The organism is Bordetella tumulicola, assembly GCF_054779135.1.
The window spans coordinates 412,836-426,384 of sequence record NZ_BAAGYU010000011.1; the positions used below are offsets into that span (position 1 = coordinate 412,836).

Genomic DNA, 13,549 nt, shown 5'->3' on the forward strand with positions numbered 1-13,549 from the left:
CGTAAACAGAGGTTAACATCCAACGTTCTTCTCTTTACGCGGGAGGCCTTCATGCCCGATGCGTCAGTGGCCGGCATCTTTCATCAGCCGGCCCAAGGAGTGCACCACCGTATTGCTGAATGGTTGCGTATCTGCTGTACCTATTTGGGTATTGCGGTCATTGTGACTGTCAGTATGAGTCTTGCTGTGCCCGGTTTGCGCGACCAGGCCTTGCAGGTGCACAAAGCCTTGTTGACCGCCCTAGCGCCTACATCCATGCCGTCCGGCTCGCTTGTCGATGCCAGTGGCGATCCCCTTGTCTATGACACCCCTTCGGCGATTGTCATGGCGATTCCTGCTGCGCCGTCCAGTAACGCCACTGGTTTTCTGGGTCCGCTACGCACGGATTTTCCCCCGGCTCCATCCAAAAAGGTGGCACGTAATACGGTGTCCAGTCCGCAGGCGGAGGCATTGCGCAACTATATCTCGCGCAAGTACCGCGTGGCGTATGACGCGACAGGTGTTTTGATCAATACCACCTACAAGGTGGCGCGCGAAAAAGAGCTGGATCCGCTGCTGCTGTTGGCGGTGATCGCGATCGAGTCTCGCTACAACCCCTTTGCGGAAAGCTCCGTAGGGGCTCAGGGCCTGATGCAGGTCATGACGCGTGTGCACAAGGACAAATTCGAGAAACTGGGTGAGGGCGCGACTGCGCTTGATCCTACGTCGAATATCCGGGTCGGCAGTACCATTTTGAAAGACTGCATCACGCGACGTGGTTCGGTCGACGCTGGTCTGGCCTGCTATGTCGGCGCGACCGGCCCCAGTGATGGCGGCTATGGTGCCAAGGTGCAGGCAGAACGTCGCCGGCTGGCGTTGGCGGCCGGTATTGCCCTGGCGCGTGATTGATCACGCGCTTTGAATCTGGTTTGCACCAGATTCAAAGCGAGCACTTTTTACGCGTTTTCCCTGCGTTTCAGAGCACGGTGCCGATGCGGCGCACGGCTTCCTGCAAACGGTCCAGTCCGGTAGCGTACGAGAATCGCATCGTGTGGTTGCCGTGAGCCGGACCGAAGTCCAGTCCGGGGACCGCCGCGACGCCGGCCTCGTGCAGCAATCGCTTTGCGAAGATCACGCTATCGACACCTTGCGCGGCAATATCTGCATAGATGTAGAACGCGCCGTCGGGTTTGACGGGGACATGCAGCCCCATGCGCTCGAATTCGGGCAGCAGATAGTCGCGACGCTGTTTGAACGCCTCGCGACGATGTTCGTAAATCTTGAGTGTGTCGGGCGCAAAGCACGCCACGGCGGCGTGCTGTGCCAGTGTTGGTGCGCAAATCGCCAGACTGGCGGCCATTTTTTCGATGGGTCCGGCCAGGCGCTCGGGAACGATCATCCAGCCCAGGCGCCATCCCGTCATGTGAAAGTACTTTGAGAAACTGTTGATGACGATGATGTCATCGTCCAGCGTCAAGGCAGAACGCGCCTGGTTTTCATAGCTGAGCCCCAGATAAATCTCATCGACGATGGCAAAACCCTGGCGTTCGCGTACGGCGTGCAGCAAATCGGCCAACTCATCGCGCGCGATGCTGGTGCCGGTGGGATTGCTGGGCGAGGCCACCAGGACGCCGCGTGTCTCGGGTGTCCAATGGTCTCGCACGTCTTGTGCCGATAACTGGAACCGCTTTTCCGCGGTACTGGGGATCAGGCGCGGGCGACCACCCGCGGCCAGAATGAAATTGCTGTTGGCCGGATACGAGGGGTCAGGCATGAGGACTTCCGCCCCGGTGTCGACCAATGCTGCGCAGGCGAGCGACAATGCGCCCGAGGCCCCGGCGGTGACAATGATGCGCGCGGGGTCGACCTTGGCGCCGAATTCCGTTGCGTAGAATTGGGCAATGGCCTCGCGCAACGCGGCCAGACCGGCCGGGGCACTGTATCCGCTCAGGCCGGCTTGTGCCGCACGCTCCAGGGCTTCCACGACTTGTGGGGGCGCGGTAAAGTCCGGTTCACCAATCCCGAGGCTGATGATGTCTTTTCCCATGGCTTGCAGCGCCTGGGCTTCTTTAAAGACCTCGACGGCGTGAAAGGTGAGGAATTGTTGGACGCGTGATGCAAGGCGCGACATGGTAGTTCTCGTAACGAAAAAGGAATTGTAGATGCAGCCATCGCGGCGCGCATTTTTGTTTGGCCGGCAAACGCCGCTGACGCCCTGGCAAGCCTTTCGCGAGCGTCTGGCGCGCGGGGTGCAGGGGCGGGTGCAGAGCCTGGGGAATGAATCGGCGTGCCGTCTCCGGCTGGTACCGGCCTGGCTCGATGATGTACGCCATGCACGAGCGCTGTGCGCCGAGTATGGCGTGACATTGTTACTGGACGGCCTTGATGACGCCGGCGCCGCGCTCGCATCTACGGTCCCGGGTCCTATATTTGTCGATCCCGCACGCACCGCTCCCGCGTTTACTGATCTCACACCCGAAGATCCCGCCTCTGCTGACTCCCCTTCTGCTGATCCCGCTCCGTTGGATCCTGTTCTTGACACGCAAGACGGCTCCCCGGTGCTATACGTCGATCCATCATTGTTGAACACGCTGACGTCCGAGTCCGACGCCGGTCAGTGGCTTGCGCAGCCCGGATGCCGATTAGGCGATCTCGCCGACGCCGGCTTGTCTCAGTTCCGCGGCGCGCCTGCCGAATTGACCCTGGCGGCCTGGCTGGCGCATGCTCATGGTTGGGTGCCTGGCAGGACGGCCGCGAGCGGTCTGGTGGGCGTCGATGTGCTGTTGTCGGACGGTACGACCGAAAGGCTGGGACCGTTTGGTGCGTCCGATTTGCGTCCCCTGCGTTCAGCAACCGTGCAGCGTTTGGTACCGGCGCTGTTTCAGCTCTCGAACTCGCCGGATAGTGTGACTTGTCGCAATGCATCCCGTTGGCCCTGCCGCTATCGGCTGGATGCATTACTGCCTGCCGAGTCCGCTGAGGTCAACTTGGCGCATTTGCTGTTGGGGCACGGTGGGTCGCTGGCCTGGGTGGAGTCGCTGGTATTGACGCCGGGCGAGGCGTGGGCAGGGCCAGCCGCTGGCCAGGGGACGGCATTACCTCCCGTGCCAGCCGACGCCGTCGGGCCGGCCCGCCGGCTGGAAAGACGCATCAAGACCGCGTTCGATCCCCTGGATTTGTATGGGGATTGACGGTTGCGCTGCGGGTTCGCGCGACGGGAGAGTAAGATTGTTGCCTACTAAGCTAGAATCCCCCACTCCCGTGGATTAACCGAGTAGCCCTGCCTTATGGATGCCAATTTTCGCAAAGCCGCACTTGAATATCATGAGTCTGGCCGCCCCGGCAAAATCTCCGTCACCCCGACCAAGCAGTTGTCCAACCAGAGAGATCTGGCTTTGGCCTACTCGCCTGGTGTCGCGGCGGCGTGCGAAGAGATCGTCGCCGACCCCGTTAATGCCGTGCGTTACACCGCACGCGGTAACCTGGTTGGTGTGATTACCAACGGTACCGCAGTGCTGGGCCTGGGCAACATCGGCGCGCTGGCTTCCAAGCCCGTCATGGAAGGCAAGGCCGTCCTGTTCAAAAAATTTGCCGGCCTGGACGTATTCGATATCGAAATCAACGAAACCGACCCCGATAAACTAGTCGAAATCATCGCCGGCCTGGAGCCGACGTTTGGCGGGATCAACCTCGAAGACATCAAAGCACCGGAGTGTTTTATCGTTGAGCGCAAACTGCGCGAACGCATGAAAATCCCGGTATTCCACGATGACCAACACGGAACCGCCATCTGTGTGTCGGCCGCCTTTATCAACGGTCTGAAGGTTGTGGGCAAAGATCTCGACAAAGTCAAAGTCGTGACCTCTGGCGCCGGCGCGGCCGCGCTGGCGTGTCTGGACCTGATCGTCGATCTGGGCGTGCCCGTCGAAAACATCTGGGTGACTGACCTTGAGGGCGTGGTGTATCAGGGTCGCGTTGCCTTGATGGACCCCGACAAAGAGCGTTTCGCGCAAAAAACCGATTTGCGCAAGCTGTCCGAGGTCATCGAGGGCGCCGACGTGTTTCTGGGCCTGTCGGCAGGCGGTGTGCTCAAGCCCGACATGGTAGCGGCCATGGCCGCTCGCCCGGTCATTCTGGCGCTGGCCAACCCCAACCCGGAAATCATGCCCGAAGATGCGCATGCCGTGCGCGATGACATCATCATGGCGACTGGCCGTTCCGATTACCCGAACCAGGTCAATAACGTCCTGTGCTTCCCGTATATCTTCCGTGGCGCGCTGGACGTCGGGGCCACCACGATTACGCGTGAAATGGAAATGGCGGCCGTGTACGCCATTGCCAAACTCGCCCAAGAAGAGCAAAACGAAGTGGTCGCGGCGGCCTATGGCATGTACGACGTCAGCTTCGGTCGTGAATACCTGATTCCCAAACCCTTCGATCCGCGCCTGATTACCCGCATCGCACCTGCCGTGGCCAAGGCCGCTATGGATGGTGGTGTGGCGACCCGCCCGCTGGCCGACCTGGAAGCGTACGTCGAGCAATTGCAGCAGTTTGTGTACCACTCGGGCGCATTCATGAAGCCCCTGTATTCGACCGCCAAGAGTCTGGTGCGCGATGGCGGCAAGGCTCGCGTGGTCTACACCGAGGGCGAAGACGAGCGCGTGTTGCGAGCCGTCCAGGTCGTGGTCGACGAAGGCCTGGCTAAGCCCATCCTAGTGGGTCGTCCGGCCGTGCTGGCCGCCCGCATCGAAAAATTCGGCCTGCGTTTGCGCCTGGGTGAGGACGTCGAGGTCACCAACCCCGAATATGACGAGCGATTCCACCAGTACTGGACGACTTATTGGGAAATGATGTGTCGTCAGGGCATCAGCAAGGAAATGGCGCGCGTCGAAATGCGTCGCCGCCTGACCCTGATAGGGGCGATGATGCTGCATCGGGGCGAAGTCGACGGCATGATCTGCGGGACGGTCAGCACCTATGCCGAGCACTTGCGTTTCATCGATCAAGTCATCGGCAAGCGCCCCGGCGCCAAGGTCTATGCCGCCATGAATATCGTGCTGCTTGATGAGCGTGTGGTCGCGTTGGTCGACACACATGTCAATGACGATCCGACGGCTGAACAAATCGCTGAAATCACGATTGCAGCCGCAGAAAAAATGAAGTGCCTGAACCTGGCGCCCAAGATCGCCCTGCTGTCACGTTCCAACTTCGGTACCAGCAGCTCGTCCTCCGGCACCAAGATGCGCGAGGCGCTGGCCCTGGTGCGCGAGGCCGCGCCGGATCTGGAAATCGACGGTGAAATGCATGGCGATTGCGCGTTGGACGAAGCCCTGCGCATGCGCGTCCTGCCGTCGTCCACGCTGAAGGGTTCCGCCAACCTGTTGGTGTGTCCCAACGTGGATTCCGGGAATATTGCATACAACCTGCTCAAGACGGCGGCCGGCGGTAACGTGGCCGTGGGGCCGTTCTTGCTGGGAGCCAATGCGCCCGTGCATATTCTGACATCCAGCTCCACCGTGCGCCGTATCGTCAACATGACCGCCCTGGTCGTCGTTGATGCGAACGTCGTCAAATAGCAGTCAGCAAGCTCTCTGTCAGCCCAGTTCCCCGACTGGACTGGTGCTGACGGGCGGTGGCGCCCGCGCGGCCTATCAGGTAGGCGCGCTGGTCGCCATCATGGACATTCTCGATCCAGAATACCGCCCGGGTTTTCGTAATCCCTTTCCCATCATCTGCGGTACCTCCGCCGGCTCCATCAACGCGGCAGCCTTGGCTTGCCGCGCCGATCGGCCTCACCTGGCCGTCCGTCGTATCCGACGCCTATGGGAATCTCTGCGCACCGACATGGTGTATCGAGCCGACGCACCGGGCCTGATCAAAACCGGGGTTCGCTGGCTGGGCCTGCTGACCCTGGGCTGGATGTTTTCCGGACTGGGCCGTGAGCGCCCCCGTTCCTTGCTGGACAACCGTCCTTTGGCCGACTTGCTCACCCGGACACTGGATTTCAACCGCCTGCAGGCCAATCTGCAATACAACGCCCTGACCTCGCTGGCGATCACCGCCTCGGGCTTCACGAGCGGCGAGCACTTGACGTTTTACCAATCCAACCACAGCATTGATCCCTGGCATCGCTCGCTACGGCGTGCCCTGCCGGTACGCCTCGGCGTCGACCATCTGATGGCATCGTCATCCATTCCGCTCGTGTTTCCGGCGCAATCTATCAACGTGCAGGGCCAGTGGGAATGGTGCGGCGACGGCTCCATGCGGCAATTGGCGCCGATCAGCCCGGCGATCCACTTAGGCGCCGAACGGGTGTTGGTTATTGGCACTAGTTTTCGTGATGACACCCATCCCGAAAAACGCGAGCAGGCCCCCCCTTATCCGAGCCTGGCGCAGGTCGGGGGGCACGTGATGTCCAGTCTTTTTCTGGACGGCCTGTCGATGGATGTCGAGCGTCTGGAACGCATTAACGAATTGGTCACGTACATCGGGCACGATCCCGCAGTGGCAGGAGGACTTCGACGGGTAGACGTGCTGACGTTGACCCCTAGCCAGTCGCTGGATTTGCTGGCGCTCGATTATTTGACAGAAATGCCCCTTGAGGCCCGTACCCTTTTTCGCGTACTCGGTGTATCGTCCGACCCAGATCGTTCAGGTGGTGGAGCGCTGATGTCATATTTGTTGTTCGAAGGTGCTTACACTCGGAGATTGATTGATCTGGGGTATGCCGATACGATGCGGCGTAGCGAGGAAGTTGAGGCTTTTTTCAAGGAGGGCCAGGCATGACGCGAAATGGCCAGTCTACGTTGCAGCGCCAACTGAGCAGTGGTGGCGCGATCGATCATGACGGTGTGCAGAAAGAGGCCCTGGTGGAGGCTGCGCGTGAACGCGGACTTGCGTTCATGGCGGCCGATTGCGACCGCGCTCGTAGCCGCTCAGCGGTAATGCGAGCCATCGCCAAGGCAGTGGATTTTCCCGTCTATTTCGGCGGTAATTTTGATGCGCTGTATGACTGCCTGTGTGACACCGTGCTGGACCAAAAAGTCGGCATCGTGTTGTGGCTGGTCAAGTTGCATTCGGGCGATCCGGCATTGGCCGACGACGCCGCACAGATCGAGTCCGTGTGCTCGGACGTGGTGACATTTGCCGAAGAAAACGGGCGAGTTTTCTGCTACATCATCGAGCATGCGGGCAAGCATCCTGATCCGGAGCCGGGGGTTGCCGCGGCGCGCTACGGAGAAGGGTGAGTTTTTTTGCGTGGCGTTGGAGGGCATGCGGTCTCAGAGGTCCTTGAGGCGTCCCGGTCGTGTGCGTGTGGGTCGCGCCGGCCAGATCGCGACGGCTCGGCCCATAAGCACGGGCCGAGGTCCCGCTGCGCGGGACTACCCGCCGCTCTAACTGGCCGGCGCGACCCATACGCACACGACCGGGACTCACAACAATGGCATGCCCAGGTCGTCAGGCCGTCGCTGTTCCAGGTATATGCCTTTTGATACATGCCCCCCTGGCCCTGGACATCGCAAGTTAACCATCACTACGCCAGCAACGCACACCAGCATCCGTAAGTTGTACATAACACGAGCCGAGCGGCGCCGGTGTATAGCCACCGCCGGCCAGATCGCAACGGCTCGGCCCATAAGCACGGGCCGAGGTCCCGCTGCGCGGGACTACCCGTCGCTCTAACTGGCCGGCGGTGGCTATACACCGGCGCCGCTCGGCGTCTTAAGTACCCAACACTACGCCAGCAACGCCCCCGAGATGCTTCACCACTGAAGTAACGCCGTCACCGCGGAGATCAACGCAATGCCCGCGGTCTCGGTGCGCAGAACACGCGGCCCGAAGCGTACGGGTTGGACGTTGTGTTGGGCGGCGAGGGTGAGTTCTGCGTCGGACCAGCCGCCTTCGGGGCCGACGAGTAAACAGATGGCCTCGTGTGGCGGCCTGCCGGGCAGTGTGCTGATGGCGTCGGCGAGCGTCGGGGTGGCGTCGGGATGGCAGAGCAGGCGTAGGCCGGTGGGGGCCTGGGTGAGCCAGTCGCGCAGGGTGAGCGGGGCGTCGACGGGCATGAGGCGGTTGCGGCCGCATTGTTCGGCGGCGGCTTGGGCGATACGGGACCAGTGGGCGACGCGCTTGTCCAGGCGGGGGCCGCTTAGTTGCAAGACACTGCGCTGGGCGGCGATGGGACAGACGCGGCTCGCGCCGAGTTCGACGGCTTTCTCTACGACCCAGTCCATTTTGTCGCCTGAGGGCAGGCCCTGTACCAGCGTGACGTTGCCGGCGAGCTCGGCCTCGCGTGGGTCATAGGCGCCGAGCTGGGCCCAGGCGCTTTTGCCGTCGATGCTGAGCGTGGCGGGGTACTCGCCGCCGGTGCCGTCAAATAGGGTCATGGCGGCGCCATCACGCAGGCGTAAGACGCGGACGGCGTGGTGGGCCAGGGCATCGGGCAGGCAGACGTGGGCGCCGGGAGAAAGCGGGGTATCACAGAAAAAGCGCGGTAAGGGCATGGGGTGGGACGAACAGGGCGCGTTCTGGCGCGGGCGAGCACAAAAACGTAGCCTACCATTCTGATGGGGCGAGCGCTGATGGGGTGAGCGGCAGGGCGCCGGTGAGGCATTAACGGAGGGGTGGGTTCATGGCCGCCTCAGCTAGGGTTATCCTCAGGTGCTAAAATCATGACCTTCTCAAACCCTCTCACCTGGCCCCGTTTTTCGGCCGGCCGGAGTCTACGAGCCTTTTCCGCATGAGCCCATCCACTGCCCAACCCTTGGCCCTTGCCGATGCCATTCGCGCACTCGCCATGGATGCTGTCCAACAAGCAAATTCGGGGCATCCCGGCGCTCCCATGGGGATGGCGGAAATCGCCCAGGCGTTGTGGTTGGGCCATTTGCGTCACAATCCCGTCGATCCCGCCTGGGCCAACCGTGACCGCTTTGTGCTGTCCAATGGTCACGGCTCGATGTTGGTCTACGCGTTATTGCACCTGACCGGCTACGATTTGCCTATCGAGGAACTCAAGCAGTTCCGCCAATTGCATTCGCGTACACCGGGTCATCCCGAGGTCGGTATTACCGCCGGCGTTGAGACGACCACGGGTCCATTGGGTCAGGGCTTGGCCAATGCGGTGGGCATGGCACTTGCCGAGGCCTTGTTGGCCGCCGAGTTCAACAAACCGGGCTTGTCCATCGTTGACCACCACACCTACGCGTTCGCGGGCGATGGATGTCTGATGGAAGGCATCTCGCACGAGGCCTGCTCGTTGGCGGGGACACTGAAATTGTCCAAGCTGGTTGTGCTGTATGACGACAATGGTATTTCCATTGATGGTCATGTCGAACATTGGTTTGGCGAAGACACCGCGACGCGTTTCGACGGCTATGGCTGGAATGTGATCCGTGGCGTCGATGGCCATGATGTAGCGGCGGTGGATGCGGCGATTGCCCAGGCGCGTGCACAGTCAGACAAGCCCACGCTGATCGTTTGCCGCACCGTGATTGGCAAGGGCGCGCCTACGATGGCGGGTACGCACAACGTCCACGGCGCCCCGTTGGGTGCCGACGAGATCGCTGCGACGCGTGCCGCGCTGGGTTGGACGGCAGCGCCGTTCGAGATCCCGCAAGCGGTGCGCGAGGGCTGGGATTCGCGCGAGGCGGGCGCTCAGGCACAGTCTGCCTGGCAGACGGTATTTGACGCCTATGCGGCGCAGTACCCCGCCGAGGCGGCCGAGTTTACCCGTCGTATGAAGGGCGAGTTGCCGGCGGATTTCGCCGACACGCTGCAGGCCTTTATTCAGACGACCGACAGCAAGGCCGAGACGGTCGCGACTCGCAAGGCATCGCAATTCGCCATCACGGCGTTGGCGGCCGCTCTGCCCGAGTTGCTGGGCGGTTCGGCCGACCTGACCGGTTCCAATTACACCGACTGGAAGGGCGTGGCCCCGGTCCGTGCTGGCGAGCAGGGCATCCAGTTCGGTCGTCACATCAATTACGGCGTCCGGGAATTCGGGATGTCGGCAATCATGAACGGTATCGCCTTGCATGGGGGTTACCTGCCGTTTGGGGGGACGTTCCTGACGTTCTCCGATTATTCGCGCAATGCCATTCGCATGGCGGCGTTGATGAAGCAGCGCGTGGTGCATGTGTTTACGCACGACTCGATCGGGTTGGGCGAAGACGGTCCCACGCACCAGTCCATCGAGCATGCGTCGAGCCTGCGCCTGATTCCCAATCTGTCGTTGTGGCGTCCCTGCGATACCGCTGAAACCGCGGTGGCGTGGGGATTCGCCGTGTCGCGTCCGGCCAGCATTGGCATGGATGTGCACGAGGGTGGCCCTACGGCGTTGTTGCTGTCGCGCCAAAACCTGCCGTTCGTGCAGCGCGATGCCGATACGCTGAAAGCGATTGTCCGCGGTGGTTACGTTCTGCGAGACGCAGAAGGCGCTCGTGCCGTTATCATCGCCACGGGCTCCGAAGTCGCCATTGCGTTGGCGGCTCAAGAACAGCTCGCCGGGCAGGGGATCGCCGTGCGAGTGGTGTCTATGCCCAGCACTGACGTATTCGACAGCCAGGATACCAACTGGAAGCGCTCCGTACTGCCCCCGGGCTTGCCGCGTGTGGCGGTCGAGGCCGGTACGACGGCACTGTGGCACAAATACGTAGGCCTGGACGGCGCCGTGGTCGGTATCGACCGTTACGGCGAATCCGCGCCTGCCGGGGCCTTGTTCAAGTTCTTCGGTCTGACTGCCGACAAGGTAGCCGAGACTGTCAAGCAAGTTTTGTAAAAGGAGCTCTAGTCATGACCATTCGTGTCGCCATCAACGGATACGGCCGCATCGGCCGCAACATTCTGCGCGCCCACTACGAGGCCGGTAAAAAGCACGATATCGAAATCGTCGCGATCAACGATCTGGGTGATCCCAAGACGAATGCGCACCTCACGCGCTACGACACTGCCCACGGCAAGTTCCCCGGCACGGTCGAGGTCGATGGCGAATACATGGTCGTCAACGGCGACAAGATCCGCGTGTTGGCCAACCGTAACCCGGCCGAACTGCCCTGGGGCGAGCTGAACGTCGACGTCGTGCTGGAATGCACGGGCTTTTTCACCTCGAAAGAAAAGGCCGGCGCGCACCTGAAAGGCGGCGCCAAGAAAGTCATCATCTCGGCTCCCGGCGGCAAAGACGTCGACGCAACCATTGTTTACGGCGTGAACCACGGCGTGCTCAAGGCCACCGATACTGTCATCTCGAACGCATCGTGCACCACCAACTGCCTGGCTCCGTTGGTCAAGCCGCTGCACGACAAACTGGGCCTCGAAAGCGGCCTGATGACCACGATACACTCTTACACCAACGATCAAGTCTTGACCGACGTCTACCACGAAGACCTGCGTCGCGCCCGTTCGGCCACCATGAGCATGATCCCCACCAAGACCGGCGCTGCCGCGGCCGTGGGCCTGGTGTTGCCCGAGTTGAATGGCAAGCTCGACGGCTTTGCGATCCGTGTCCCGACCATCAACGTGTCTCTCGTTGACCTGTCGTTTGTGGCCAAGCGCGACACCACGGTTGACGAAGTCAACAGTATCCTCAAGGCGGCCTCCGAAGGCGATCTGAAGGGCATCCTGGACTACAACACCGAGCCCCTGGTCTCCGTCGACTTCAACCACAACGCAGCCTCCAGCACCTACGACTCGACGTTGACCAAGGTGTCGGGCAAGCTGGTCAAGGTGTCGTCCTGGTACGACAACGAGTGGGGTTTCTCGAACCGTATGCTCGACACCACTGTCGCGCTGATGTCGGCGAAGTAATCCGCCATGGCCAAGGTCAATACCCTGTCCGCGCTGGCCGAGGCTGGCGCGTTGCATGGCAAGCGCGTGTTTATCCGTGCCGATCTCAACGTGCCGTTTGACGACGCGGGCCAGATCAGCGAAGACACGCGCATTCGCGCCTCGGTGCCGGGCATCCGCCTGGCACTGGATAGCGGTGCGGCTGTCATGGTGACCTCGCACTTGGGTCGCCCCACCGAAGGCGTACTGACCGACGCTGACTCGCTGGCCCGTGTGGGCCAGCGTTTGTCGCAACTGCTGGGCATGCCTGTCCAGTTGGTCAAGGACTGGGTCGACGGTGTGACGGTCAATCCCGGCCAAGTGGTGTTGCTGGAAAACTGCCGCGTCAATCCGGGCGAAAAGAAGAACGACGAAACCTTGTCGCGCAAGATGGCGGCGCTGTGCGACGTCTACGTCAACGACGCTTTTGGTACGGCGCATCGCGCCGAGGCCACCACGCATGGCATCGCGCGTTTTGCGCCCGTTGCTTGCGCGGGTCCGTTGCTGGCGGCCGAGCTGGATGCCCTGGGCCGTGCTTTGCATGAACCCAAGCGTCCGTTGGTGGCGATCGTGGGGGGCTCAAAGGTCTCGACCAAGCTGTCCATCCTGCAATCGCTGGCCGACAAGGTCGATCAACTGGTGGTGGGCGGCGGTATCGCCAATACCTTCATGTTGGCGGCCGGCTTGTCCATCGGTAAATCGTTGGCCGAACCCGATCAGGTTGATCAGGCTCGTACGGTGATCGACATCATGAAACAGCGTGGTGCAGAGGTCCCCATCCCGACGGATGTGGTGTGCGCCAAGTCGTTTTCGGCCGACGCCGAAGCTACCGTCAAGGCGGCCGATGCGGTGGCCGATGATGATCTGATTTTGGACATTGGCCCCCAAACGGCGCAGCGGCTGGCAGGTATCTTGCAACAGGCAGGCACCATCGTCTGGAACGGCCCGGTGGGCGTGTTCGAGTTCGACGCGTTTGCCAACGGCACAGAGACCCTGGCGAAAGCCATCGCCGAATCGCCCGCGTTTTCGATCGCGGGTGGCGGTGACACGCTGGCAGCTATCGCCAAGTACTCGATCGCTGACAAGGTCGGTTATATCTCGACCGGTGGCGGCGCTTTCCTGGAGTTCCTGGAAGGCAAGTCCTTGCCGGCCGTGGCCATCCTGGAAGAACGCGCTAGCTAATCGCTGATCGTGTAAAGCCGCTCAAATCAGGGCGTCAGGCGCTTTTGCCTGACGCCCTGATTGTCTTATGTCAGTACTGTTTGTACGGCAGAAATTTTCCGCTCATCACGATGCGTACGCGATCGCCTGCGGGGTCGTTCTCGCGCTCCAGGTCCATCTTGAAATCGATGGCGCTCATGATGCCATCGCCAAACTCTTCGTGGATCAGCGATTTGAAGGTGGTGCCGTAGATGTTCACCAATTCATAAAAACGGTAGATCAACGGATCTGTCGGGATCGCGCTTGGCAATGACCCCTTATAAGGCGTGACTTGCAACTGCAGCACTGCGTCTTCAGGTAACTCAAGCAGCTCACCCGCCGCTTGAGCTTGCTGCGTCGTCAACGTCATCTGTCCTAACAATGCCGCAGCCGTCCATTCTTTGCTTTGCCCCACGACTTTGGCAATATCCGGCCATTTCAGGCCTTTTTTGAGCTTCTGGGTAACGACAAGTTCGGTAACTTCAGCGCGGGTCATCATGGACAAGTCCCATTCTGGATGCAGATCGTTGAGAAGCGGATGCGTCGTACG

At 61.3% G+C, this 13,549-nt stretch carries 11 protein-coding genes; 8 read left to right on the forward strand and 3 right to left on the reverse strand.

What is annotated here, in order from left to right; genetic code table 11:
- The first annotated feature begins 51 nt into the window (after window positions 1-51).
- Window positions 52-888 (forward strand): lytic transglycosylase domain-containing protein, encoded by an 837-nt coding sequence (locus ACYVDM_RS24135; RefSeq protein WP_415792692.1) that lies wholly within the window; start codon window positions 52-54, stop codon window positions 886-888.
- 67 nt (window positions 889-955) lie between these two features.
- Here the strand turns inward: ACYVDM_RS24135 and ACYVDM_RS24140 are convergent, their stop codons facing one another.
- Window positions 956-2,110 carry a pyridoxal phosphate-dependent aminotransferase gene (locus tag ACYVDM_RS24140; protein WP_415792691.1) on the reverse strand — a complete coding sequence of 385 codons (1,155 nt, stop codon included), beginning with the start codon at window positions 2,108-2,110 and terminating at the stop codon, window positions 956-958.
- Between the two features lie 31 nt (window positions 2,111-2,141).
- On the opposite strand from ACYVDM_RS24140, the gene ACYVDM_RS24145 reads away from it, so the two are divergent.
- The 4 genes from ACYVDM_RS24145 (at window position 2,142) to ACYVDM_RS24160 (ending at window position 7,226) form a co-directional block, all read left to right on the forward strand.
- Window positions 2,142-3,170: a hypothetical protein gene (locus ACYVDM_RS24145; RefSeq protein ID WP_415792690.1), complete on the forward strand. Its 1,029-nt coding sequence runs from the start codon at window positions 2,142-2,144 to the stop codon at window positions 3,168-3,170.
- Window positions 3,171-3,266: 96 nt separating this feature from the next.
- On the forward strand, window positions 3,267-5,555 hold the full coding sequence (locus tag ACYVDM_RS24150) for an NADP-dependent malic enzyme (protein WP_415792689.1): 2,289 nt from the start codon (window positions 3,267-3,269) through the stop codon (window positions 5,553-5,555).
- 46 nt (window positions 5,556-5,601) lie between these two features.
- Complete coding sequence (locus ACYVDM_RS24155) at window positions 5,602-6,765, forward strand: patatin-like phospholipase family protein (protein WP_415792846.1); 1,164 nt, start codon at window positions 5,602-5,604, stop codon at window positions 6,763-6,765.
- A complete protein-coding gene (locus ACYVDM_RS24160) occupies window positions 6,762-7,226 on the forward strand; it encodes a barstar family protein (protein ID WP_415792688.1) in 465 nt (154 codons plus the stop codon). Before ACYVDM_RS24155 ends, ACYVDM_RS24160 begins: the two co-directional genes overlap by 4 nt.
- 516 nt (window positions 7,227-7,742) lie before the next feature.
- Here ACYVDM_RS24160 and ACYVDM_RS24165 read toward each other — a convergent pair.
- Complete coding sequence (locus ACYVDM_RS24165; protein ID WP_415792518.1) at window positions 7,743-8,483, reverse strand: 16S rRNA (uracil(1498)-N(3))-methyltransferase; 741 nt, start codon at window positions 8,481-8,483, stop codon at window positions 7,743-7,745.
- A gap of 236 nt (window positions 8,484-8,719) precedes the next feature.
- Here ACYVDM_RS24165 and tkt point away from each other — a divergent pair, with 236 nt between their 5' ends.
- The 3 genes from tkt to ACYVDM_RS24180 are packed head-to-tail and all read left to right on the forward strand — an operon-like array spanning window position 8,720 to window position 12,981.
- A complete protein-coding gene (gene tkt / locus ACYVDM_RS24170) occupies window positions 8,720-10,756 on the forward strand; it encodes a transketolase (protein WP_415792520.1) in 2,037 nt (678 codons plus the stop codon).
- Window positions 10,757-10,770: 14 nt separating this feature from the next.
- Window positions 10,771-11,781, forward strand: a complete 1,011-nt coding sequence (gene gap / locus ACYVDM_RS24175; protein ID WP_415792521.1) for a type I glyceraldehyde-3-phosphate dehydrogenase — start codon at window positions 10,771-10,773, stop codon at window positions 11,779-11,781.
- A gap of 6 nt (window positions 11,782-11,787) precedes the next feature.
- Window positions 11,788-12,981, forward strand: coding sequence for a phosphoglycerate kinase (locus ACYVDM_RS24180; RefSeq protein WP_415792522.1), 1,194 nt, complete (start codon window positions 11,788-11,790; stop codon window positions 12,979-12,981).
- A gap of 70 nt (window positions 12,982-13,051) precedes the next feature.
- Here ACYVDM_RS24180 and cynS read toward each other — a convergent pair whose 3' ends face one another.
- Window positions 13,052-13,495 (reverse strand): cyanase, encoded by a 444-nt coding sequence (cynS, locus tag ACYVDM_RS24185; RefSeq protein ID WP_415792680.1) that lies wholly within the window; start codon window positions 13,493-13,495, stop codon window positions 13,052-13,054.
- Window positions 13,496-13,549: the final 54 nt, after the last annotated feature.